This window comes from Streptomyces sp. NPDC046821 (assembly GCF_040645335.1).
GTDB lineage: Bacteria > Actinomycetota > Actinomycetes > Streptomycetales > Streptomycetaceae > Streptomyces.
Genome location: NZ_JBEYYB010000017.1, coordinates 42,445 through 66,235, shown reverse-complemented (window position 1 = coordinate 66,235; position 23,791 = coordinate 42,445). Strand labels below are relative to the sequence as shown.

Annotated in this window: 20 protein-coding genes; 3 read left to right on the top strand and 17 right to left on the bottom strand. The window is 69.0% G+C overall.

Annotated features, from left to right (window positions below; translation table 11 throughout):
• Nucleotides 1–110: 110 nt before the first annotated feature.
• From ABZ893_RS30895 to ABZ893_RS30885, 3 genes are all read right to left on the bottom strand, one after another.
• Nucleotides 111–1,586 carry a Gfo/Idh/MocA family oxidoreductase gene (locus tag ABZ893_RS30895; RefSeq protein ID WP_361410371.1) on the bottom strand — a complete coding sequence of 492 codons (1,476 nt, stop codon included), beginning with the start codon at nt 1,584–1,586 and terminating at the stop codon, nt 111–113.
• Between the two features lie 218 nt (nt 1,587–1,804).
• A complete protein-coding gene (locus ABZ893_RS30890) occupies nt 1,805–4,735 on the bottom strand; it encodes an FAD-binding and (Fe-S)-binding domain-containing protein (protein WP_361410368.1) in 2,931 nt (976 codons plus the stop codon).
• Nucleotides 4,736–4,775: 40 nt separating this feature from the next.
• Nucleotides 4,776–5,219, bottom strand: a complete 444-nt coding sequence (locus ABZ893_RS30885) for a MarR family transcriptional regulator (protein WP_361410365.1) — start codon at nt 5,217–5,219, stop codon at nt 4,776–4,778.
• 92 nt (nt 5,220–5,311) lie between these two features.
• Between ABZ893_RS30885 and ABZ893_RS30880 the strand changes: the two genes are divergently transcribed.
• Both ABZ893_RS30880 and mltG read left to right on the top strand, forming a co-directional pair.
• Nucleotides 5,312–7,135, top strand: coding sequence for an ABC transporter ATP-binding protein (locus tag ABZ893_RS30880; protein WP_361410362.1), 1,824 nt, complete (start codon nt 5,312–5,314; stop codon nt 7,133–7,135).
• A gap of 93 nt (nt 7,136–7,228) precedes the next feature.
• Nucleotides 7,229–8,071 (top strand): endolytic transglycosylase MltG, encoded by an 843-nt coding sequence (gene mltG / locus ABZ893_RS30875; RefSeq protein WP_361410359.1) that lies wholly within the window; start codon nt 7,229–7,231, stop codon nt 8,069–8,071.
• A 170-nt stretch (nt 8,072–8,241) separates the two neighbouring features.
• Here the strand turns inward: mltG and ABZ893_RS30870 are convergent, their stop codons facing one another.
• From ABZ893_RS30870 to ABZ893_RS30845, 6 genes are all read right to left on the bottom strand, one after another.
• Nucleotides 8,242–9,354: an NAD(P)-binding domain-containing protein gene (locus ABZ893_RS30870; RefSeq protein WP_361410357.1), complete on the bottom strand. Its 1,113-nt coding sequence runs from the start codon at nt 9,352–9,354 to the stop codon at nt 8,242–8,244.
• Between the two features lie 119 nt (nt 9,355–9,473).
• The gene (locus ABZ893_RS30865; protein WP_361410354.1) at nt 9,474–10,655 is read right to left on the bottom strand and encodes an LLM class flavin-dependent oxidoreductase; all 1,182 of its coding nucleotides are present in this window, start codon (nt 10,653–10,655) and stop codon (nt 9,474–9,476) included.
• Nucleotides 10,656–10,657: 2 nt separating this feature from the next.
• Nucleotides 10,658–11,701 (bottom strand): ABC transporter substrate-binding protein, encoded by a 1,044-nt coding sequence (locus ABZ893_RS30860; RefSeq protein ID WP_361410351.1) that lies wholly within the window; start codon nt 11,699–11,701, stop codon nt 10,658–10,660.
• 40 nt (nt 11,702–11,741) lie between these two features.
• The gene (locus ABZ893_RS30855; protein WP_361410348.1) at nt 11,742–12,512 is read right to left on the bottom strand and encodes an ABC transporter ATP-binding protein; all 771 of its coding nucleotides are present in this window, start codon (nt 12,510–12,512) and stop codon (nt 11,742–11,744) included.
• The gene (locus ABZ893_RS30850) at nt 12,485–13,324 is read right to left on the bottom strand and encodes an ABC transporter permease (RefSeq protein WP_361410589.1); all 840 of its coding nucleotides are present in this window, start codon (nt 13,322–13,324) and stop codon (nt 12,485–12,487) included. The genes ABZ893_RS30855 and ABZ893_RS30850 overlap by 28 nt, the downstream gene beginning before the upstream one ends.
• Nucleotides 13,325–13,507: 183 nt before the next feature.
• A complete protein-coding gene (locus ABZ893_RS30845) occupies nt 13,508–13,591 on the bottom strand; it encodes a putative leader peptide (protein WP_349817350.1) in 84 nt (27 codons plus the stop codon).
• Between the two features lie 103 nt (nt 13,592–13,694).
• Here ABZ893_RS30845 and ABZ893_RS30840 point away from each other — a divergent pair, with 103 nt between their 5' ends.
• Nucleotides 13,695–14,117, top strand: a complete 423-nt coding sequence (locus tag ABZ893_RS30840) for a secondary thiamine-phosphate synthase enzyme YjbQ (RefSeq protein WP_361410345.1) — start codon at nt 13,695–13,697, stop codon at nt 14,115–14,117.
• A 220-nt stretch (nt 14,118–14,337) separates the two neighbouring features.
• Here the strand turns inward: ABZ893_RS30840 and ABZ893_RS30835 are convergent, their stop codons facing one another.
• The 8 genes from ABZ893_RS30835 to ABZ893_RS30800 form a co-directional block, all read right to left on the bottom strand.
• Complete coding sequence (locus tag ABZ893_RS30835; protein WP_361410342.1) at nt 14,338–16,200, bottom strand: family 20 glycosylhydrolase; 1,863 nt, start codon at nt 16,198–16,200, stop codon at nt 14,338–14,340.
• 290 nt (nt 16,201–16,490) lie between these two features.
• Entirely contained in the window at nt 16,491–16,817 is a 327-nt protein-coding gene (locus ABZ893_RS30830) for a DUF202 domain-containing protein (protein WP_361410340.1), read from the bottom strand.
• Entirely contained in the window at nt 16,814–17,197 is a 384-nt protein-coding gene (locus ABZ893_RS30825; RefSeq protein ID WP_361410337.1) for a DUF202 domain-containing protein, read from the bottom strand. Before ABZ893_RS30825 ends, ABZ893_RS30830 begins: the two co-directional genes overlap by 4 nt.
• 104 nt (nt 17,198–17,301) lie before the next feature.
• Nucleotides 17,302–18,165: a 3-hydroxybutyryl-CoA dehydrogenase gene (locus ABZ893_RS30820; protein WP_361410334.1), complete on the bottom strand. Its 864-nt coding sequence runs from the start codon at nt 18,163–18,165 to the stop codon at nt 17,302–17,304.
• A 279-nt stretch (nt 18,166–18,444) separates the two neighbouring features.
• Nucleotides 18,445–19,437 carry a LysR family transcriptional regulator gene (locus ABZ893_RS30815; protein ID WP_361410331.1) on the bottom strand — a complete coding sequence of 331 codons (993 nt, stop codon included), beginning with the start codon at nt 19,435–19,437 and terminating at the stop codon, nt 18,445–18,447.
• 9 nt (nt 19,438–19,446) lie between these two features.
• Entirely contained in the window at nt 19,447–20,691 is a 1,245-nt protein-coding gene (locus tag ABZ893_RS30810; protein ID WP_361410328.1) for an acyl-CoA dehydrogenase family protein, read from the bottom strand.
• A 17-nt stretch (nt 20,692–20,708) separates the two neighbouring features.
• Entirely contained in the window at nt 20,709–21,896 is a 1,188-nt protein-coding gene (locus tag ABZ893_RS30805) for a CoA transferase (RefSeq protein WP_361410325.1), read from the bottom strand.
• Nucleotides 21,893–23,248: an MFS transporter gene (locus tag ABZ893_RS30800; RefSeq protein WP_361410322.1), complete on the bottom strand. Its 1,356-nt coding sequence runs from the start codon at nt 23,246–23,248 to the stop codon at nt 21,893–21,895. The genes ABZ893_RS30805 and ABZ893_RS30800 overlap by 4 nt, the downstream gene beginning before the upstream one ends.
• Between the last annotated feature and the right edge of the window lie 543 nt (nt 23,249–23,791).

Here is a 23,791-nt window from a genome sequence, read left to right as displayed (position 1 = left end):
GGTCAGCCCATGACTCACCGGTCAACCAAGAACTCACCGGTCAACCAAGAACTCACCGGTCAACCTAGAACTCGCCGGTCAACAAGAACTCACCGGTCACCCACCCCCCGTCAAGCCCCCTCCGGCTTAGCCGAATCCACCCCCGACCGCGCCTTCTTCCACATCCCCCGCGTGAAGTCGGGAATCGCCTGAGGCGCCCCCTTCGCCTTGATGGACGCGTGGCTCAGCGGCACGGGCGACGTCCACGTAGCCGCGTCGTAGACGTCGAAGTCCGGTACCAGGCCCATCCGCAGACACTGCATCAGGCGGAACACCATGATGTAGTCCATGCCACCGTGGCCGCCCGGCGGGTTGGAGTGCTCCTTCCACAGCCAGTGGTCCCAGTCCGCGTACTTGGCGAAGTCGCCCCACGCGTCGTTGGTGTGGTCCGGCTCTATATAGATCCGCGCGGGGTAGTCCTCGAACACACCCTTCGTGCCACCGAGGTTGTTGATCCGGGAGTAGGGGTGGGGCGTGGACACATCGTGTTCGAGCCGGATGACACGGCCCTTCGCCGTCTGGACCAGGCTGATGGTGCGGTCGGACTCGATGTACGTCTCCTTCCAGCTCGGGTCACCCTTCGGCATGTGGGCCTCGCGGTACTGGGCGAGGCCGAGCGAAGGCGTGCCGAAACTGGAGATGTGTGTGACGCGGTCACCACGGTTGATGTCCATGTAGTTGGCGACCGGGCCGAACCCGTGGTTGGGGTACAGATCGCCGCGCAGGCGCGTGTGCCACAGCCGTCGCCACGGGCCCTCGTAGTAGTCCGGGTCGAACATCAGCCCGCGCAGGTCATGGTTGTAGGCGCCCGCCCCGTGCAGCAGATCGCCGAACTTCCCGGCGTGCGCCATTCGCAGGACCCGCATCTCGTTGCGGCCGTAGCAGCAGTTCTCCAGCTGCATACAGTGCCGGCGGGTGCGCTCGGAGAGGTCGACCAGTTCCCAGAGCTGGTCGAGCTGGAGGGCGATCGGGCACTCGACGCCGACATGCTTGCCGTTCAGCATCGCCGTCTTCGCCATCTCGAAATGCCAGTCCCACGGAGTCGCCGCGTACACGAAGTCGATGTCGCCGCGCTTGCAGAGGTTCTCGAAGTCGTGATCGCCCTTGGTGTACGTCGCCGGAGCGGGCTGCCCCGCGGCCGTCACCTTGGCCGCGGCCTTCGCGGTCTTGTCCTTCACCGGGTCGCAGAGCGCGACCACCTGGACCCCGGGGATCGACAGGAACAGGTCGATCATGCTGCCGCCTCGGTTGCCGAGACCGATCATGCCGACCCGCACGGTGGAACGCCCCTCGAAGGGCACGCCGACCATGGTCTCGCCCTGCCGGGCAGGAGCGTCGGCGGCTGCGTCCCCTTGTGATCCGGCCCCGGTCTGCCCGCCGGCCGCCTGCGCTGTGCCGCCGCCGAACGCGCCGATCCCGAGCCCGGCCCCCGCTATGCCCGCCGTCCGCAGGACCGATCTCCGGGACTGTCCGTCGGCGGACGGCTGTGAGTTTGCGGGGAGTTCGGGTTGCGCGTCAGGTGCCGGTGTCGCGTTGTCGTCGTGCATCGGACCTCCATCGAAAGGTGGGTGCGCTGCAAGCGCTTGCCACCCTGGAGGGGACGACACCGGTACGCAAGGGGCTGAAGTAGCTGGGGAGTTGGACTTTCTTTACACATACTTTGGACTTACGTGGGCCGCCAGTAACACCAGCCCTGATAAAAGCCGACGGTCGCGGGGTGCGGGTTGCCCAGTCGGCGTGAACCGGCCCGCGTCGGCGTCGCAGGTCACCCGGTGACCCAAGGGCGCGTCGCCCGCTCCAACTCCACGATCACGGAGTAGTAGTGACGCCCCGTCGCATGATCCATGCCCACCTCGCACATCCGGTTCGCCGACAGATGCGCGTCGTAGTGACGGGACGTCACCTCCGCCGCCTCCTTGGCGGTGGCCGACTCGGTGAGCTCCTTGTGCAGCATCCCCCGGTCGCCCGCGAAGGCGCAGCACCCGGCGTCGTCAGGGATCACCACCTCGTCGGCACACGCCTCGGCGACCCTCCGCAACTGCGCCACGTCGCCCAGGTGTTCCATCGAGCACGTCGGATGCAGGACGGCTGACGCGGTCATCCGATGCACGGTGAGGTGCGGCAACAGCTCGTCCGCCGCCCACACCACCGAGTCGACGACCTTGAGTTCCGCGTGCAACTCCCTGTTGTCGTCGGTCAGATACGGGACGACCTCGTGGGCGATGCCGAGCGTGCACGACGATGCGTCGACGACGAGGGGCAGTCTGCCGCCGGCGGTCCAGCCCCAGGCCGCCTCGACGATCCGGTTCGCCATCACGCGATTGCCCTCGTCGTAGCCCTTGGAGTGCCAGATCGTGGCGCAGCACGTGCCCGCGACATCGTCCGGAATCCAGACCGGCCGTCCCGCGCGCGTGGAGACGGCGACCATGGCCTGCGGGAGGGACATGTCCCCCGGGGTGCCGAAAATACGGTTCACACAGGCCGGGTAGTAGACCGCTACGGCCCCCACGCGCGCGGTGGGCGGCAGCTCCCGGGCGGCGGCAGCGGGGATCTCGGGCAGCCACTCCGGTACGAGGTCGGGGCGGACGGCCTTGCGGGCGGCCCGGGTCACCGACGTAAGGAGCCGGTCGCCGATCTTGTCGGCGGCCGCCACCGCGAGCCGCGCCGACGCCTCGATGGCCTTGAAGTTCCTGGCGGTGAACGCGGCCGCCTTCTCCTCGCGCGGGGAGTGCCGCGCGTGCCGGAAGTCCTTCATGAAGGCGCCCGTGTCGATCCCGACCGGACATGCCAGCTTGCACGTCGAGTCGCCCGCACACGTGTCCACCGCGTCGTATCCGTACGCCGCGACGAGCGCGTCCTCGACCGGCGACCCGGACGCCTGGCGCATCATCTCCCGGCGCAGCACGATGCGTTGGCGCGGCGTGGTCGTCAGGTCCTCGCTGGGACACGTCGGCTCGCAGAAGCCGCACTCGATGCACGGGTCGGCGATCGATTCGACCTCGGGGATCGTCTTGAGGCCGCGCAGATGGGCGGTGGGGTCGCGGTCGAGGACGATCCGCGGCGCGAGGACGCCGCCCGGATCGATGACCTGCTTGGTGCGCCACATCAACTCCGTTGCCTTCGTGCCCCATTCGAGTTCGAGATACGGCGCGATGTTGCGTCCCGTGGCGTGCTCGGCCTTCAGCGATCCGTCGAAGCGCTCGACGGTGAGGCGGCAGAAGTCGTCCATGAAGGCCGCGTACCGCTCGACGTCTTCGGGCTTGCCCGCGTCGAACGCCAGCAGGAAGTGCAGATTGCCGTGCGCGGCATGACCGGCCACAGCTGCGTCGAAGCCGTGCCGTGTCTGGAGTTCGAGCAGCGCCTCGCAGGCCTCGGCCAGGCGCGACGGCGGCACCGCGAAGTCCTCGGTGATCAGCGTCGTACCGGTGGGCCGTGACCCGCCGACCGCTGTCACGAACGCCTTACGGGCCTTCCAGTAACCGCCGATCGTCTTCGGGTCCCGCGTGAACTCATTGGTCACCGACCCCACCGGCGCGACCAGTTGAAGCCCGTCGAGCACCTCCGCCGCCCGCGCCTCGTAGGCCTCCAGCACCGCCTCGTCCGGTGCGCGGAACTCGACCAGGAGCGCCGTCGTCGACCGGGGCAGCCCGGCCCAGTCGGCCGGCACCCCCTGCACGCTCACCGAGGCCCGCAGCGTGTTGCCGTCCATCACCTCGACGGCGATCGCACCCGCCTCGTTGAACAGCGGAACCGCCGCCGCGGCCGCCGGCAGCGAGGGGAAGAACAGCAGCGCCGTGGACACCTTCCGATCGAGCGGCAGAGTGTCGAAGACGACCTCGGAGATGAACCCGAACGTCCCCTCGGACCCCACCATCAGACCGCGCAGGATCTCCACGGGCGTCGCCCCGTCCAGAAACGCGTCGAGACGATAGCCGTTCGTGTTCTTGATCTCGTACTTGGCGCGGATACGCGCCACCAGCGTCGCATCCGCCTCGATCTCGCTCTTGATCTCCAACAGGCCCGCACACAGCTCCGGTTCCGCGTGCGCGAGCACGTCGTCGGCGAGGGGATCGGCCGTGTCCACCACCGTCCCGGACGGCAGGACGAAGCTGAGCGAGGCGACCGTCCGGTACGAGTTCCTGGTGGTGCCCGCTGTCATGCCCGACGCGTTGTTCGCGACCACTCCGCCGATCGTGCAGGCGATGGCGCTCGCCGGGTCGGGGCCGAGCACACGCCCGTACCGCGCGAGCGTGGCGTTGGCGCGCAGGACCGTCGTGCCGGGGCCGATCCTGGCCCGCTCGCCGTCGCCGATGACTTCGACGCCCGCCCAGTGCTTGCGCACGTCGACCAGGATGTCCTCGCCCTGCGCCTGTCCGTTCAGCGACGTGCCGGCCGCCCGGAACACCACCTCGCGGCCCTTGCCGTGCGCGTACGACAGGACGGCCGAGACGTCGTCGATGTCCTCGGCGACGACCACGACCTGCGGCACGAAACGGTAGGGGCTCGCGTCCGACGCGTACCGCACGAGGTCCGAGACGCCGGTCAGGACCTTGTCCGCCCCGAGGATTCCGGTCAGCTCGGAGCGGAGCGGCTCCGGGGTCCCGCCGGCGAGGGCGTCCGGCACCCGGTCGGGCGCCGGGCCTCCCGTGCGGGGTCCGGGGCGCAGCGCTTCCGGCTTCGGCTCCAGCAGGGGCATGACCGGTCCACCCTCTCCTCGGCCGCTGCCGGCCCCCGGGCTAGCAGCGGTGGTCGTACGGTGTCTCGAACAGAGCGTTCATCAGGATGCCCAGCTGGGCTCGCTGGTCGGGGCTCAATGGAGCCAGGATGTCCTCCGCGGCGTTCCGGCGCGCGCTGCGCAGCTCTCGGAGCACCTTGCGGCCCTGCTCGGTGAGCTCGATGCGGATCACCCGGCGGTTCGTGGGATCGGGCACCCGGCGCACCCGGTCGGCCGCCTCCAGTCCGTCGACCAGAGTCGTGACGGCGCGGGGCACGACCTCCAGGCGCTCGGCGAGGTCGGCCATGCGGGGCGGCGTGTCGTAGTGCGCGAGGGTACGCAGGAGGCGGGACTGGGCGGGGGTGATCCCGACCGGCTCCAGGTAGCGCTTCTGGATCCGCTGCAGCCGTCGGGTGAGCCGGAGCAACTGCTCCGCGAGCAGGCCGTCGGCATCCGGGGTACTCATGCGGGAACAATATCAGGACCTTGTTCATTGTGAGTATAGGTAACAATGAGCTAGGCTCCCATCGTCAGAGAATCGTCCCTCGTAGGAGGCCCATGCATCCCGAGCAACCCGGCTGGACGCCGTCGCCCTCCGACTCATCGTCGCCGGAGCCGCGGCAGATGCGCCGCATCCTGGCCCTCTTCCGCCCCTACCGCGCCCGGCTCGCCCTGGTCGGCCTGCTCGTCTGCGCCGCCTCACTCGTGTCGGTCGCGACGCCCTTCCTGCTCAAGGAGATCCTCGACGTCGCGATCCCGCAGGGGCGCACCGGACTGCTGAGCCTGCTCGCCCTGGGCATGATCCTCAGCGCCGTCGTCACCAGCGTGCTCGGCGTCCTGCAGACCCTGATCTCCACGACCGTCGGCCAGCGCGTCATGCACGACCTGCGCACCGCCGTGTACGGCCGCCTCCAGCGCATGTCGCTCGCCTTCTTCACGAGAACGCGCACGGGCGAGGTCCAGTCCCGCATCGCCAACGACATCGGCGGAATGCAGGCGACGGTCACCTCCACGGCCACGTCCCTCGTCTCGAACCTCACCAGTGTGGTCGCCACCGTCGTGGCGATGGTCGCGCTCGACTGGCGGCTCACGGTCGCCTCGCTGCTCCTGCTGCCCGTCTTCGTCTGGATAAGCCGCCGCGTCGGCCGCGAGCGCAAGAAGATCGCCACGGAGCGCCAGAAGCAGATGGCCGCGATGGCCGCCACGGTCACCGAGTCCCTCTCCGTGAGCGGCATCCTCCTGGGCCGCACCATGGGCCGTGCCGACTCGCTGACCCGGTCGTTCGCCGACGAGTCCGAGCAGCTCGTGGGCCTGGAGGTCCGGTCGAACATGGCGGGGCGGTGGCGCATGGCCGTCATCACGATCGTCATGGCCGCCATGCCCGCAGTCATCTACTGGGTCGCCGGCATCGCCTTCCAGCTCGGCGGACCCACGGTGTCCATCGGTACGCTGGTCGCGTTCGTCTCGCTCCAGCAGGGCCTGTTCCGGCCGACCGTGAGCCTGCTTTCCACGGGCGTGCAGATCCAGACCTCCCTCGCGCTGTTCCAGCGCATCTTCGAGTACCTCGACCTGCCGATCGACATCACCGAGCCCGCCAAGCCCGTCCGCCTCGACACCATCAAGGGCGAAGTCCGCTTCGAGGACGTCGAGTTCCGGTACGACCCCGACGGCGAAAGGGCGGCCATCCTCGACGGCATCGACATCACCGTCCCCGCGGGCGGCAGCCTGGCCGTCGTCGGCCCCACCGGCTCCGGCAAGTCCACGCTCAGCTATCTGGTGCCGCGCCTGTACGACGTGACGGGTGGCCGGGTCACACTCGACGGGGTGGACGTGCGCGACCTGGACTTCGACACCCTCGCCCGCGCCGTCGGCGTGGTCTCCCAGGAGACCTACCTCTTCCATGCGTCGGTCGCGGAGAACCTCCGCTTCGCCAAGCCCGACGCCACCGAGGCGGAACTGCACGCGGCGGCCGCGGCCGCGCAGATCCACGATCACATCGCGTCCCTGCCCGACGGCTACGACACCGTGGTCGGTGAGCGCGGCCACCGGTTCTCCGGCGGCGAGAAGCAGCGGCTCGCCATCGCCCGTACGATCCTGCGCGACCCGCCGATCCTGATCCTGGACGAGGCGACGAGTGCACTCGACACCCGTACCGAGCACGCGGTGCAGGAAGCGATCGACGCGCTGTCGGCCGACCGCACCACGGTGACGATCGCTCACCGGCTCTCCACGATCCGCAGCGCGGATCAGATCGTGGTCCTCGGCGGCGGGAAGGTCGCTGAGCGCGGCACCCACGAGGAGCTGTTGGAGCAGGACGGTCGCTACGCGGCCCTGGTCCGAAGAGACGCACAGCTGGAGCCGGCGGCCGAACCGCGCGGGTGACGCCCGTATCGCGCCGTCCGAGTGGCGCCTGAGTGACGTCACCAGGATGAAGATATGTCGGGTTTGTAACGGTTTACGGGTTACCGTTCCGCCATGCTGAACGAGACTCCGAGACGGAGCACGACGCGACTGACACGCCGGGGCCGCATCGCCCTGATCGTGAGCGGAGCTCTGGTGGCCGCGGCAGTCGGCGCCGTGGTGGTGCCACTCCTGCTCCCGGGCGGGGGTGACCAGAAGCCCGAGGCGCTGACCGTCCCCGAAGGATGGCGGTCCGGCCAGGTCTACGAGGCTGTGGACAAGGCTCTCGATATCCCGGCCGGCACCACGAAGAAGGCCGTGCCCAAGGCAGGCCTCAAGCTGCCCGGGGACGCCGGGGGCAACCCCGAGGGCTACCTGTTCCCGGCGACGTATCCACTCAACGACAAGTCGACTCCGGCATCGCTGCTGTCCTACATGGTCGACACGGCCAACAAGAAGTTCAGCGGCAAGCAGATGACGGCCGGCGCCGACCTGAACACGCTGAACCTCTATCAGGCCGTCACGATCGCGAGCATCGTGGAGGCCGAGGCGGCCGACAAGCAGGACATGGGCAAGGTCGCCCGCGTCATCTACAACCGGCTCGACCGAGGAATGCCCCTCCAGATGGACTCCACCATCAACTACGGGCTGAACCGCTCCACCCTCACCACCAGCACCAAGGACACCCGGTCCGAGAGCCCGTACAACACCTACGTCCGGATGGGCCTGCCGCCCACGCCGATCTCCAACCCCGGTGCCGAGGCCATGAAGGCCGCGATCAACCCGCCGCAGGGGAACTGGCTGTACTTCGTGACGGTCAAGCCCGGCGACACCCGCTTCACCGCGGACTTCACCGAACAGCAGAAGAACGTCGCGGAGTTCAACAAGGCGCACGCATCCGCCAAGCCGTCCGCCTGAGCGTGCCGCGCGGGCGCGCGATACGGCACCGGCGGGCACCACACGGCACCGGCGTGCGTCATACGGCGACCCGCGGGCGTCGTCAGGCGCCGACCGGCGCGTGGGTCATACGGCGACCTGTGAACGGCACACGCACGGAACGCCTCGTCCCGCGCAACCGGAACGCCCCGTCACACCCCGACCCGCACCCCCGCCAGCAGCCGCTTGACGTCCCGCACAGCCGCCCGCCCCGCGCGGTTCGCCCCGACCGTGCTGGCCGAAGGCCCGTAGCCGACGAGATGAATCCGCGGATCGGCGACGACCCGGGTGTCCTCGGCCTGGATTCCGCCGCCCGGCCCCCGCAGCTTCAGCGGCGCCAGATGGTCGATCGCGGGCCGGAAGCCGGTGGCCCACAGGATGATGTCCGCGTCGACCCGTCGGCCGTCGTCCCACTCAACGCCGGTCGGCGTGATTCGGTCGAACATCGGCAGCCGGTCGAGCACACCGTCGGCGCGCGCCTTGCGGATCGCGTCGTTCAGCGGCAGCCCCGTCACCGAGACGACGCTCTGCGGAGGCAGCCCCGCCCGGACGCGTTCGTCGACCAGGGCGACGGCGGCGCGCCCGCGGATCTCGTCGAAGGGGCCCTCGTTGTAGACGGGCGGACGGCGCGTGACCCAAGTCGTCTCGGCCGCGTACGGCGCGATCTCCATCAGGTGCTGCGTCCCGGAGGCGCCGCCTCCGACCACGATCACCCGCTGTCCGCGAAACGTTTCAGGGCCCGGGTAGATCGCCGTGTGGAGCTGACGCCCGAGGAAGGTCTCCTGCCCCGGGTAGCGCGGCCAGAACGGCCGGTCCCAGGTCCCGGTCGCGTTGATCAGAGCCCGCGCCGACCACACCCCGGCGGAGGTCTCGACGAGCAGCCGCCCGCCGTCCCCCTCCCGCACGGCACGCACATCGACGGGACGCCGAACGCGCAGGTCGAAGGTCTCCTCGTACGAGGTGAAGTACTCCGCGATCACCTTCGACGACGGGCGGGACGGATCGGCGTCGGTCAGTTCCATCCCCGGCAGCGAGTGCATTCCGTGCACCTTGCCGTAGGTCAGCGACGGCCAGCGGAACTGCCAGGCGCCACCGGGGTGCGGCGAGTGGTCGAGTACGACGAAGTCCCGGTCAGGCTCGAAGCCGGACCGGCGCAGGTGGTAGGCGCTGGACAGGCCGGCCTGGCCCGCGCCGATCACGACCACGTCGATCTCATGCACGTCTGCTGTGTCCTGCACCGTGTCCTGCACCCCGATATCGTTCACGCTTCCACTAACTCCACCGGGGTCGTGGATCTTCCCGCGCCCTCCGCGAGCGCGGAACGGGACCCGTCGCAGGACGGCGAACGGCCTCAGCGCCCCCCCCCGCAGGACAGCGAACGGCCTCAGCGACCCCCCGCCACCAGCAGTGGCGCCCCCGCCGAGCCAGGCCGGGGAAGCGGCGACGGAGCCACCCCCGGCAACAGCCCCCGCGCCGCCAGATCCGGAATCACGCCCTCACCGAACCAGTACGCCTCCTCCAGATGGGGATAGCCCGACAGGACGAAATGTTCGACGCCGAGCGCGTGATACTCCTCGATCCGGTCCGCCACCTCCGCGTGGCTCCCGACGAGCGCCGTACCCGCGCCACCCCGCACAAGCCCGACCCCCGCCCACAAATTCGGCGAGATCTCCAGCCCCTCGCGCGAGCCCCCGTGGAGCGCGAGCATCCGCTGCTGGCCCACGGACTCACTGCGGCCGAGCGCCTCCTGCGCGGCAGCGACCGTTTCCGGCGACAGATCGTCGAGCAGCGCGTTCGCCGTGGCCCACGCCTGCGCCGACGAGTCACGCGAAATGGTGTGCAGCCGGATCCCGAACCGGACCGTGCGCCCCTCCCGCTCGGCGAGCGCCCGGATCCAGTCGATCTTCTGCTTCACCTGCTCCGGCGGCTCACCCCACGTCAGATACACATCGGTGTGCCGAGCCGCGACCGGACCGGCCGCGGCAGACGAACCACCGAAAAAGATCTCCGGGAGCGGATCCGGCGGCAGCGCGGTGAGCCCGCCCTCCACCTGATAGTGCTCACCGGCGAAGTCGAACGGCTGCCCGCCCCACACACCCCGTACGACGGAAAGGAACTCGTCGGTCCGCGCGTAGCGGCGGTCGTGGTCCAGGTGGTCGCCGAAGCGCCGCTGCTCGATCGAGTCGCCGCCGGTCACCACGTTCAGGAGGAGCCGACCGCCCGTGATGCGCTGATACGTCGCCGCCATCTGCGCGGCGAGCACCGGCGAGATCACCCCGGGCCGGAACGCCACGAGGAACTTCAGCCGCTCGGTGTGCTGGGCGAGAGCCACCGTCGTCAGCCAGGCGTCCTCGCACCACGTGCCCGTCGGCGTCAGCACCGCCTCGAAGCCCAACTGCTCGGCTGCCTTGGCGATTTGGATCAGATAGCCGATGTCGGGAGCCCGTACGCCGCTGACCGGAGTGATCCGCGAACGCCGGACGCCTCCGTCGGTGTAGGCGTGCCGGTCCACGAGGGTGCGGCCGTCGCCGCCGGTCGGCAGGAACCAGTGAAGGTGGACGCTCATGGTCAGGACTCCTTGCCGAAGGTGCGGGGTGCGGTCGTCGAGGCGGGCAGGTCACCGTTGAACCGGGTGTCCACGAACGAGCCGAAGTCGACCTTGCGGGGGATGAGCTTCAGGTCCGTGAACGCGTCGGCGATGGCCTGCTCCGACGCGATCGCGGACTTGTCCACGGCGACGGAGACACGAGTTCCGTTCGACCGCTTCACGGCGTCCAGGGCGACGTCGTAGGGCAGTCCGGTGTCCTTCGACCACACCTTGGCCCAGGCGTCGGGGTGCTTGAAGACCCAGTCCTGGGCGCGCCGGAGCCGCTTGAGGTAGTCGCCGATCGCAGCGGACTTCCGGGCGTCCTTGAGCGACGCGGGCGCCGCCACCTGGAACCCGAGCCCGTTGGTGATCCCGTCCCCATCAGTGATCACCCGCCCCTGCTTCCCGCGCAGCACCTGCGAGGTGTACGGGTCCCAGACGGCCCATGCGTCGACCTTGCCGCTGGTGAACGCGGCGAGCGCGTCGGCCGGCTGGAGGTACTTGACCTGGACGTCCTTCAGGGACAGGCCGACCTTCTTCAGGGACGCCACCAACTGGTAGTGCGCGGAAGACCCTTGAGCCACGGCGATGGACTTGCCCTTGAGCTCGGCGACCTTCTTCAGCTTCGAGTCGTTCGGGACGAGGATGGTGTCGCCCTTCGCGGCTCCATGGGTGGCCGCGACCACCGTGATCTTCGAGTCGGCGCCGGCCGCGAAGACGGGCGGGGTGTTGCCGACCCCGCCGATGTCGACGGCCTTGGCGTTGACGGCCTCCAGGAGCGGGGGACCGGACGTGAAGGTCGACCAGTGGATTTTGTAGTCGAGGCCGTCGAGCTCTCCGGCGGCCCGTAGTACGGCTTCCGAACCACCCTTCTGGTCACCGACGTTGAGGGTGACGTCCCCCTTTCCGTCGGTCCCGCCTCCGGATCCGCCGCCGAGAGACGTGTCGGCGGAGGAGGAGCCGGAGCAGGCGCTGAGCAGCAGAGCCAGGGGAAGCAGCAGGGCGGGAGCGAGGCGTCGTCGCATGACGATTCCGTTCGTGAGAGGTGTATAGGTATGTGGGCGGTCAGGCGGTGGGGGAGGGTGCTTCGACCCCGAGGCGGCGCAGCAACTCCGCACGTATCTCGGCGAACCGCGGGTCGGAGATCCCGCGCGGACGCTCCAGGTCGATCTCGGTCTCGTACGCGATGACGCCCTGGTCCATCACGAGTACGCGGTCGGCGAGCAGGACGGCCTCCTCGACGTCGTGCGTGACGAGCAGGACGGCGCAGCCGCGCCGCTGCCACAGCTCGTCGACGAGACGCTGCGCCTTGATGCGGGTGAGCGCGTCGAGTGCGCCGAACGGTTCGTCGAGCAGCAGTAGATCGGGCTCGCGCACGAGGGCACGGGCCAGCGACGCGCGCTGGGCCTCACCGCCGGACAGGGTTTTGGGCCAGGCGTTCGCACGATGCCCGAGGCCGACTTCCTCCAACGCCCGCTCTGCGACGGCCCGTTCCGGCTTTCCGGCAAGCCCGAGCAGTACGTTGCGCCACACCCGCTTCCACGGCATGAGACGCGGCGCCTGGAACGCGACGGCCTTGCGGCGCGGCACGAGCACGGTGCCGTCGATGTCACGGTCGAGCCCGGCGAGAACACGCAGCAGAGTCGACTTGCCGCAGCCGCTGCGGCCGAGCAGCGCCACGAACTCGCCCGGACGGATGTCCAGATCGAGCCGGTCGATGACGGCCCGCCCGCCGAAGGAACGAACAAGCCCCTCGACGTGCACAGCCGAACTGACATGTGTGGCCGTCGACTTGGACTCGACGATGTCTACCGGCCGGTGAATGTCGGTCGCCATTGCAGCAGCAGCCTTTCGAGAGTACGGACGACGAAGTCGGCGAGCAGGCCGAGGAACGCGTAGACGACGAGGCAGACGACGATGACGTCGGTCCGCAGGAAGTCGCGGGCCTGCACCATCAGGAAGCCGATGCCGGCGTCCGCGTTGATCTGCTCGGCGAACACGAGGGCCAGCCAGGCCACCCCGAGCGAGAACCGCAGCCCCGTCATGGCGCCGGGCAGCGCACCCGGCAGGACCACATGACGTACGAGACCCCAACGCGACAGCCCCAGCGACTCGCCGGCCTCGATCAACTGGGCGTCCACACCACGGATTCCGGCGTACACGTTCAGATAAAGCGGGAACGAGACGCCCAGCGTGATGATGGCGATCTTCGGCGCCTCACCGATCCCGAACCAGATGATGAACAGCGGGATGAGCCCCACGAACGGCACGGTCCGCAGCATCTGCACGCTCGCGTCGACGAGGTCCTCGCCGACCCGGAACAGCCCCGCCGCGAGCGCGAGCCCGGTCCCGACGACGACACCGAACAGCAGGCCGACGGCGACGCGTTGCAACGAGACAGCCATGGCGTTCGGCAGCGAACCATCGGCGATGAGATCGCCGGCGACGCGGGCGATCGTGCCGGGCGACGCGAGCACGTCAGCGGTCAACACCCCTGTACTGCTGAGGAGTTGCCAGACGGCAAGCAGCAGAAGAGGCCCGGAGGTACGCCGCAACCAGCGCGGGACGCGGGTACGGCGAGTGGCGGAGGCGACGAGACGTTCGAGTTCGGGAGGCGAGGTGTCCAGCGGCGGCGGGGCATGACTGATACTCACGGGTGCTCCACGCGGAGGGTAGAAGGCAGCACTGCGCGACGGCGGAGGTGCGCAGGTGAGGGGGAAGCGGGTACGCGTAGGCGTCAGCGCCCCCGCGCGAGGTCACGCGGGGTGGAGGCGTACGGGTACAGGGCTACGAGACGTGGGCGTAGCCGGAGAAGAAGTGGTGAAAGGGCGTCAGCAGCCGCGGCGACACGCGGCGGAGGCCACCCGCAGCAGGTCGATGTGACCGCGCGTGGTGAGAAGGGCTGAACGCAACATGCAGCAGAAACTAGCCACCTTGTCGGCGCATGGTCAACGCCGTCTCGCTGGATGGACGCGCCGGACGGGCGCGGACGACGCCCGATGCGTGAGGATGGGGCGCATGTCCACCCCCTTCACCACGCGCGTGCTGAACGTCTCGACCGGCTCCGTGGAACGGGTCGTCGACCTGACCCGCGACTGCGAGAACTTCCTGAGCGAGGTCGCCGCGGGCCGCGACGGCCTGCTCAACATCTTCGTACCCCACGCGACGGCCGGCATCGCCGTCATCGAAACGGGCGCGGGCAGCGACGACGACCTACTCGCCGCCCTCCACACCCTGCTCCCGGCAGACGACCGCTGGCAACACCGCCACGGCACCCCGGGCCACGGCCGAGACCACGTCCTCCCAGCCCTCGTCCCACCCCACGCAACGCTCCCGGTCATCGGAGGCACACTGGAACTGGGCACGTGGCAGTCGGTTTGTTTGGTGGATACCAACAAGGACAATGCGCGTCGGGAGGTTCGGCTGTCGTTCCTTGGATGATGACGGTGCCCGACTGTAGGTCGGAAGTCCGGCCGGACCAAATGAGCCTGGCTTGAGCCATGCGTTCCGCGCGTGACGAGGGCTGGGAGGTGTCGGTCTTGGGTGGGTGATCGAGACGCCCGTCTCCTCGACGCCGCTCCTGCTCCTGTCCGTGTGCCCCATCCGCCATTCATCCGCCGCGCTGCCGCTCCAGCCTCAGCTCGCTCTCCGGCGCCACGGGTCAGCCCTGCGTGAGGGTCCAGGTCGTGGGAGTCTCCTGGTCGGGCGGGTACTGCACGAGCCGCGCGTCGGCTGTTGCGTCCAAGGTCATGCGCGTGATCGCGCTGGTGATGCGGTAGCCGGCGTCGGCGCGGGTGAGCTGCCAGCGCTGGAGGGTGTCCTTCGGGTCGCAGGTCTCCCAGGTGACGGCGGATCCGGGCTCCAGGGGGACGTTGAGGGTGAGCTTCCCGCTGTGTGTCGCCAGGCACGTGGTGCCGTCCGCGGAAGCGATCGTCACGTAGCCGTCGGGGGTCCGTGCCAGCCGGGCGCCGGCCGGTGCCGTGCGGTGGCCGCGATCGGCGAGGGTGTACGTCCCGTCGGCGACTGGTATTCGGGTCGTGTCCCGCCATCCGGGCGCGTGGCCCACCGCCTCGGCGCGGGCCGTGAACTCGGCGTAGGTGGCGTCGGGATGGGGGTCTCCCCAAGTGACCTGGGCGATGTGGTTGAGCGGCATGAAGGCGGCCGTGGCGACCTCGTTCTCGGTCTCGCCGCGCCCGTTGTCCGGCCAGAGGCTGATCTTCGCGCCGGTGATGCCGTCGCGCGAGGCAAGCTTCTCCCCCTCGAAGCTGCGCGGGTCCCACTGCTCGTCGTACAGCTTCCGCGTGTTGGTGTGGAAGCCGCCGCGGACGAGGTAGAGGGAGTACGCGGCGTTCATCACGGGGTGGCCCTGCGCGATGAGCTTGCTGGGGGGCACCTTGACGTTGAGCCAGTGCTCCACCGTCGTCCCGGGTGTGACGGGCACGGTGTTGGCGCCGGTCAGGCCGTCGTTCCAGATCCGCAGGTGCTTGCCCTTGCTCGCCGCGTAGTCCCCGACGCGGTTCACGAAGTCGACGAACGCGTCCTGGGGTGTGGCGTTCTCCCCGTACCTGGCCTTCGCGTAGGCGAGGACCTGCGGGTACCGGGCGAAGTCGGAGCCGAGCATGTACTCGTCCGCGCCCATGTGCCACCACTTGGCGGGGAACACCTCGCCGTACTCGTCGATGAGGCTCTTGTAGTAGGCGAACGCCTCGGGCTTGGTGATGTCGAGGCGGGAGGGCTGTGCCTTGCCGTCGGTGTCGACGAGCTGGAGGTCGGGCCTGTGCTGGATCCAAGGGTCCATGTGGCCGGGGGAGTTGATCTCCGGGATGATCGTGACGTGGTACTTCTCGCCCAGGGCGACGAGCTGCCTGATCTCGCTCTTGGTGTAGTAGCCCCAGGAGTTGGCCTGGGGGTGCGTGTCGCTCTTCACCTTGATCTCGACGAGCAACTGGTTGAGTTTGCGGTACGCCATGTCGCGCACCAGGTTCTCCAGCCAGTCCGTGGAGATGTGGATGTAGCAGGCGCACACACCGACGCCGCGTTCCGCGTACTGCGGCACGTCGACCGTGCGTCCCGCGGGTATCTCGGCGCTGTGAGCGAGGAGTTGGAGGAGCGTACGCGTGCCGTAGAAGGCCCCGGTCTCTGCGGCTCCGGTGATCTCCAGGCGCTTCCCGGCCCGCAACTCGTAGCCCTCCGCGCCGAGCTGCTTCCGTGCGGGCTCGACGTCGATGACGATGTCGCCCGTACGGGACGGGCCGCCGGTGACGGGCACCGCGCCCTTGCCGGTGGAGCGCAGGTCGTCGGCGAGGGTACGGGCGACGCGCCGGGACGCGGCGTCGTCGGCGACGAGACGGGCTCCGGGGCGGTACGCGTAACTACCTTCTCCGGGCGACCAGTTGGTGAGAGCCGGCACGGTTCGCGGGGTCGCGGCAGGCGAGCCGTCGGCGTGTGCGGCGGAGACCGGGACCGCGGCGAGCAGGAGGGCGAACGCGGCGCCGAGCAGCCGGCGTCTTCGGTACCAACTCATACGCAGAGCACCCCTTTGATCCGGACTGAAGCCTGGAATTCATCGGAGGTCTGATGATGGTGGGGGTACTTGGAGGCGTCAATGGGTCGCGCAAGGGTGAAGGGCGGTGGAGTGATCCGACGACTGCTCGACGGTGCGGTCATCGCCACCGATTCGACCACGCGAGAAGGGGCGCTCGACGATTCGGAGGGAGGAGGCGTCGTGCGGGGCTGGACCTCGTGGCCAGGCGGCACGGCAGGCCGGTGGTGTGCGTCAAGCTCCGGAGGTGCTGATGATGTCGTCAGGAGTTCTTATCCATGAGAGAAAAGAACGATGAGTTCGACCATGCCTATGGCCGCGGTCAGGCAGGCCACCGTTGCTGGAAGCGTGGAGGCAGGCAGGGCACGCTGGGCATGCAGTGCTTGCTCGGCGCGGGTGTAGCGGCGGCGGGCCACGACGATCAGCCACGGCACCACCGTCACCGACGTGAAAGCAAGCGCCGTGGCGGCGACCGATGCGTCCGCCATTGCGACCCGCGAGGTCAGCAACGCCGCGACGAGCAGCGAGAGCAAGGTCCGCTGCCAGGCGAGTGCGGTGCGCTCGTTCTGCAGGCCCGGATCCCAGAGGCGGTCTGTCATCGCACGACCACTGCTACGAGCAGTGCGGCGCCGAGCAGGGTGAGTCCGTAGGTGAGCACCGGCGCTGCGCCTGGCGTGGGCAGGGGGCGCTCCAGCCGCAGCGCCCGCTCACTGCTCAGCCAGCGCCGGAACGCAAGGGCGCTGCAGAGGATCCCGAGGCCGACCATGGCGCCGGCGAGCGTACGACGCGGGGTGTCCCCGAACGACGTGGCGAAGGAGTCCAGCGCGACGCCGAGGGCCATGAGCGCGAGCGCGGTGCGGATCCACGCGAGGAACGTGCGCTCGTTGGCGAAGGTGAACCGTGGGTCGGGGTCGTTGCCGACGGCGTACACCTTCCGAGGACGGCGGCCGTCGAAGAGCGCGTCGGGTTCTCCGATCATCACAGGGTCCTGTCGGTGAGGTTGCTGCTCATCTGTGTGTTCGTCTCCGAGAGGGCGGGTGAGGGGCAGGGCAGACAGATGGCCTGGGCATTGCGGGAACGTTGTCATTTGTCGTAGGGGTAGAAGCCCCGGCCGGTCTTGCGGCCGAGCGTGCCGGCGGCGACCATGCGGCGGAGCAGCGGAGGCGGTGCGTAGAGCGGCTCCTTGAATTCCTCGTACATCGAATCTGCTACGGACTGTGCAGTGTCCAGGCCGATCAGATCGAGCAGGCGCAGAGGTCCCATGGGGTGGGCGCAGCCGAGAACCATGCCGTTGTCGATGTCCTCCGCAGAGGCCGATCCGGACTCGAGCATCCGGACCGCGGAGATCAGGTAGGGGATCAGGAGTGCGTTGACGACGAAGCCGGAACGGTCGCGGGCGCGGATCGCGGTCTTGCCCAGGCTGGTGGTGACGAACACGGAGGCGCGTTCGTCCACGTCGTCGGAGGTGAGCTGAGTGGGGATGATCTCGACGAGCCTCTGCACCGGGACGGGGTTGAAGAAATGCACGCCCACGACGCGCTCCGGTCGCTGGGTGAGCGCCGCGAGTTCGATGATGGGAATGGAAGAGGTGTTGGAGGCGATGATCGCGTCCGGAGAGCGGAGAACCTTGTCGAGGGCGGTGAGGACGGAGGCCTTCACCTCGAGCCGTTCGGCAACGGCCTCGATGACCAACTGGCAGTCGGCGAGGTCACCGAAATCCCCTGTGAAGGTGAGCCTTGAAAGTGCCGCGGCCCGATCGTCCTGGGAGAGCTTTCCGCTGCGCAGCCCACGGTCGAGGGAGGCGGTGATACGAGCTCGGCCGACCGCGGCGGCATCGGTGTCGATTTCATTGACAACGACGTCGAAGCCCGCACGGGCGCAGACCTCGGCGATTCCGGAACCCATCAGGCCGCAGCCGACAACTCCTACTTTGGTGATCTCACCCATCGCGCGGGCAGTCCTTTCTCGTGGACGTGACGGCCGGATCGGCCGGTATCACGCGGGCTTACCGTTTATCGCCGCAGGGGATCTCACAGGGTCAGAATTAGTTTTCCGCAGGCCGGTTCCCCGCATCTCAGGCGAAATCCTTCGCTCAGGTCGATGGGCCTCGGCCGCGCCGATGAGTGCTGGATCCACTCCACTTCATCGACAATTCAGGAAGGCGACAAGGGGGAATTCCGTGTCACCGTCATAGCCAGAGGCAATGAATCAGCGGCTGCCGTGGTTCTACTCGGTGCCCTTTGTCGTGATCGGGCGATGGACGTCGTCGTAGGAAGCGTCTGCCGCGTCAATGAGGCCGGCTCCCTCGGCCTGGCGGCTGCGGATGGCGGCGTACCAGGTGTCGAGGGTGGCCTTGCACTCGCGGATCACTTCCTCGGCCGCGGGGCTCAACGCCGCGCGGCGGTGGAGCACGCCGAACGGTACCGACACCAACGGGTCGGTCTCGATCACGACAGCCCCGAGCCGCCGTGCCTGCACAGCCATCCGGAGAGGGAGGAAGGCGTGTACGCCTCCGCCGAGAACGAGCGTGAGCTGTGCATGGCGATTGGGCATGCTCGCCATCAACCGCGGCTCGACCCCGGCGTCCCGCAGGGCCGATCCGACCCGGTCGTTCTCCCGCTGGGCGAGTGAGGAGACCGTCAGAGGCATGTCGCCGAGGGCGTCGAGCGGTAGCCGCCCCGCCTCCGGTGCCGGCGACCCAGGAGGCATCACCAGCAGCAGTCGTTGTACGCCGAGCTGGACGAAGTCGAGCGCGTCCGTGGGGACGGGCTGGGTGGTGAAACCGAGTTCGCATCGACCGGCGACGACCTCACCGCACAGTTCCCGGACGCCGGCAACCTCGGTGATGTCCAGCCGTACGTCGGGATTCCGGGCCCGGAACGTCGTGATCCAGGAGGCGACCGCGTCGCTGGACATCTCCGGCATCGTGCCGATCGAAACGGAGCTGGTCCTGAGAGCCCGAGCCCGGCTCATCGTGTCACGCGCGGCGACAACGCCGTCGAGGATCGCCTGGGCCTTCGGGACCAGGAGTGCCCCCGCGGACGTCAGGACAAGATTGCGCCGTGCCGCACGCTGGAACAGCGCCACACCGAGCTCGCGCTCGAGGGACTGGATGGCCTGCGAGACGGTCGGCTGGGAGACGTAGAGGCGTTGCGCGGCCCGGTTCAACCCCTCGTGCTCGACCACAGCCAGGAAGTACTCGAGCTGGCGCAGTTCCATCGTCACTCCTCAGGTCGTCCGGCCGCCTCGCGGCTCGTCGGACGACGCGTCCCGTACGCGGTAGCTGTCCGGAAGTACCCCCTCCGCAGCGACCGACCGGACCATCGCGCGGCCCAGATTACGCTCGTGGACCGCCGAGGCGCCCTCGTAGATGCGCAGCGTACGGACGTCGCGCCACATCCGCGGGACAGGGTGCGGGCCGACGATGCCCTCTCCGCCGAGCAACTGCACGCACCGGTCGGCAACCCTGCCGACCATCTCCGAGCAATACAGCTTCGCCGCCGAGATCCGCTGGCGGGGAACGGTCCCGCCGTCGAAGGCGCGGGCGGCGTCCAGGGCAAGGGCCCGTCCGGCCTCCATCTCCGCGTAGCAACGGCCCAACTCGGCCTGGACGACACCCAGATCGGCGAGCGGGGCACCGAACTGGTGCCGCTCGGTGACATGACGGGTGGTCTCCTCGAGCATCCGGTTCGCCTGTCCGACGCAGGTGGCGGCAACGTGGAGCCGGGCGTGGTTGATTCCGCGCATGGCAGCCGCGAGCCCGGTGCCGGGAGTGCTGCCGAGCAGTCGGTCGCCGGGTACGGCCACTGACTCGAGGTCGATCTCGGCGACAGGTCCCTCGGCGTGGCCGTTCATCAGGTCCGGGATCCGCGTCGACACGCCGGGCAGGGTCGTGTCGACGACGAACGCCGAAATCTCGGGGGCCTCGGCGGGGCTGCCCTCCGTGCGCGCGAAGACGATCAGAGTGTCCGCCCAGTGGGCGTTGGTGATGTAGCGCTTCGTTCCGTCCAGGACCCATCCGTCCCCGACGCGCCGGGCGACGGTCTGGACGTTGGTGGCGTCGGACCCGGCCTCCGGCTCGGTCAGTGCGAACGAGGTCACCCGTCGGCCGGCTGCCATGGCCGGCAGCATCTCGCGGCGCTGCTCCTCCGTGCCGTGGTCGAGAATCGCCTGCGAGCAGAGTCCGATCACCGTCGAGAAGCGAGACCGGTAGACGCACGACGCCCTCGTGAACTCGAACGTCAGGAGCACCTGCTGTTCCATGGTCCAGCCGAGCCCGCCGTAGGCCCGCGGGACGGAGATGCCGAACAGCCCGAGCTCGGCCATGCGTTGAACGATCTCGTCCGGGACCCCGCCCGAGGTGACCATTTCCGGCTCGCCGGGGATCAACTCGTCGTCCGTGAACGCGGCGATCATCCGCAGATAGGTGTCGAAGTCGACAGCGGCGAGCGCATGGTCGGCCGTCACAGTCATGGTGTCTCCCTTGATGGTCACGATTGCTTCGAGAGCGCGACGACGCCGCTGTCGACGAGCCGGTCGATCTCGTCCTCGCCCCGCCCGAGTTCGCGCAGTACGTCCCGGGTATGGGCGCCGAGGCTGGGGGCGGCGGACGTCCGGCCGCGAGCCGCGCCGTCGACCCGGAAGGGCGCGGCCGGGGCGTCGAGCCCGAACTCGTCCAGCTCGACGATCAGCCCCGACGCGGCCAGGTCGGCGTCCTTCACGAACTCGTCGAACGACCGCACCGAGCCACAGACGATCCCCCGCGAGGCCAGCAGCTCTATGCACTCGGCGCGGGTGAGGTGGCCGAGAGCCGCATCGAGGGCTTCCTTCAGCGCCGCCCGGTTCGCGACTCGCGCCGCGTTGTCGACGAAGCGTGGGTCGGCCTCGAGTTCGGGCCTGCTGATCGCGGAGCACAGCGCGGACCACTTGGCCGCGGCGTAGGCGGAGACCACGACAGCACCGTCGATGGTCTCCACGAGATCCGCGGCCGGGGCCACCGCCGGCTGGCCGTTGCCCGTCCGCCGGGGTGACTCGCCCGTGAGCCGGTAGCCCGCCCACTGGGTGGCCTGGGCCGCGACAACCGCCTCCATCAACGAGGTCTCGACGACACCGCCGACCCCGGTCCGGCCCCGCCGGACGAGGGCGGCCAGCACCCCGGCAGCCAGGGCGTTCGCCGCCAGGACATCGGCCACGGTGAAGCCCACGCGTTGCGGATCGCCGGCGGCCTCGCCAGTGGTGTGCATGATCCCGAACTCGGCCTGCGCCGCGATGTCCAGGCCGGCCCGGTCGGCCGACGGTCCCCGGCTCCCGAACCCGGTGACGAAGCCGTAGACGAGGTGAGGGTGACGCGACCGCATCTCCTCGGGGCCGATCCCGAGGCGCTGGGCGGAGCCGGCGAGGAAGTTGTGCAACAGCACGTCCGACTCGGCGCACAGCTCGTCGAGGATGCGCAGGCCCTCGGGATGCCGCAGGTCGATCGCGATGCTGCGCTTCCCGCGGTTGTTGGCGTGGATCATGGCCGTACCGAACGGGCCGACGGATCGCGCCTGATCACCCGTCAGGCTCTCTGCCTTGATCACATCGGCGCCCAGGTCGGCGAGCTGCTGGCCTGCTCCAGGAGCGGCGATGTACTGGCCCAGGTCGACCACCCGGACTCCGGTCAGCGGAGCTTCGGTCACGACGTCCTCCCCGCCGTTGTCGCGGCGTGCAGGCGGACCGTATCCGCCTCTAGGCGCCGACGGGCCCCCTCCGGGTTCAGCAGGCACCCGCCGATCGCGGCGAACACACAGATGGCCACGCCGACAAGGAGGAATCCGTGCGCATAGCCCTGGGAGGCCGTCGCTCCGGCCTCGACGACGATCCCCAACACGTACGGCGCGACGATCCCCGCGACGCTGTACACGGCGATGACGCACCCGAAGAAGGCTGCGCGCTGACGCTGCGGCAGGAAGTCGGACGCGCCCGCGAAGGCCACCGAGAACGCGACGCTGTTGATCGAGAAGGTGCAGATCACCAGCACCAGCTGCAGCGGGCCCGGCTCTACCAGAGTGAAGGCGATCATGCTGAGCCCGGCGAAGACGAGCAGTGCCGCAGTGAAGTAACTGCGCGCGGCTCGGGAGCTCCAGCCCCGCGCGAGAAGTCGGCCCGAGAGATATCCGGAGGAAAGGAGAACCACGACCGCCGTGGCGTACGGCACCGTGACCAGCCAGCCGACGGTGCTCGGCGCATAGCCGAGGCCCTCACCGAGGAAGGCCGGCAGCCACGCGACCTTCAACGAGGTGATGAGGTAACCCGCGAAGGACAGCAGGCTGAGCCCCCAGAAACTCGGCAGCCGCAGCAGTCGGCGGAACGGGACGTTGATGTGGCCGTTCGGGTCCTCCGTCGCGACGGCACGTTGCCCGTCCACCGGGCTCTTCCGCAGGGGCTGTCGCTCGACGTAGAGCAGCCACACGACCAGCCAGGCCAGTCCCACCACGATCAGCACGCGGAACGACATGTGCCAGGAGTGCGAGACGATGACCCAGGTCAGTGCCGGTGCGGAGAGCAGCGGGCCCACCGACGAGCCCGCGTTCACCATTGCCCCGGCGAACGCGCGCTTCTCTTTCGGGAACCGGTCGGCGACGACGCTCTGACACAGGGCGTGTGCCGGGCCCTCGAAGAAACCGAGGGCGATCCGGGCCGAGAGCATCACCCCGAACGTGGTGGGCATCGTGAGTGGCAGCATGCTGGCGAGCCAGGTGACCATCAGAATGGCCGCCGCCCACTTGTAGGAGATCCAGCGCATGGCGGCTGACAACCCCACCGCGCCGACGGCGAACAGCCAGAAGAACGCGCTCCCCACCAGACCGAATTCTCCGGCGCTCAGACCGAGATCCCGGCGAATCTGCTGCGCTGCCAACCCCACGGCCGCCTTGTCGGCGAAATTGAGGGTGAAGAAGACGAAAAGCAGGATGACTACGCCCCAGGCCCTACGATCCGGGCGGGTGAGTTCCGGTGACGCTATAGGCGTCCCGATTTCGGCTGATGCCATGTGAGCCTCCCTCGGCGGACTTGACCTCACTGATGTGCGCTGCGCCACACCCAACTTCATCGAGAATTCATGAGGCCAACAAGGGCGAATCCCGTGTCACGGTTATAGCCAGAGCCAATGATCTGCGGACCTGCCGCGGCTTGATCGCGGTGCGGGGCCCGGAGCCAGGCTTGGGCTGTGTGGAACTCGGTATCTTCCTCCGAGGTACTCGCCGGTTCTGTTGCGCCGCCCACCTCCGAAGCCCGGCAGGCCGAGCATCGGCCCGGCGAGGCGGGGACGGGATCGGTGATGAGCGGCATGACGCTGGAGATCAGTTCATTGGCCCGTCGGTTCTCCTCCCACGTGGAATGGCCAGGGGAGGAGTAGCCGTGTGCACCGGACCGGGCGGACAGTGCCCGCCGGGATTCCTGCACCACGAGACGTGCTTTCTGCCTCGTCCGAGACTTCGGGGACATGTACGAGGAGTGCGTGCAACCAGCCGAGATGACGCACGACCGGATAGTGCGAATCGGGGTCCGGCTCCCAGAGGCTCAAGGCAATAAG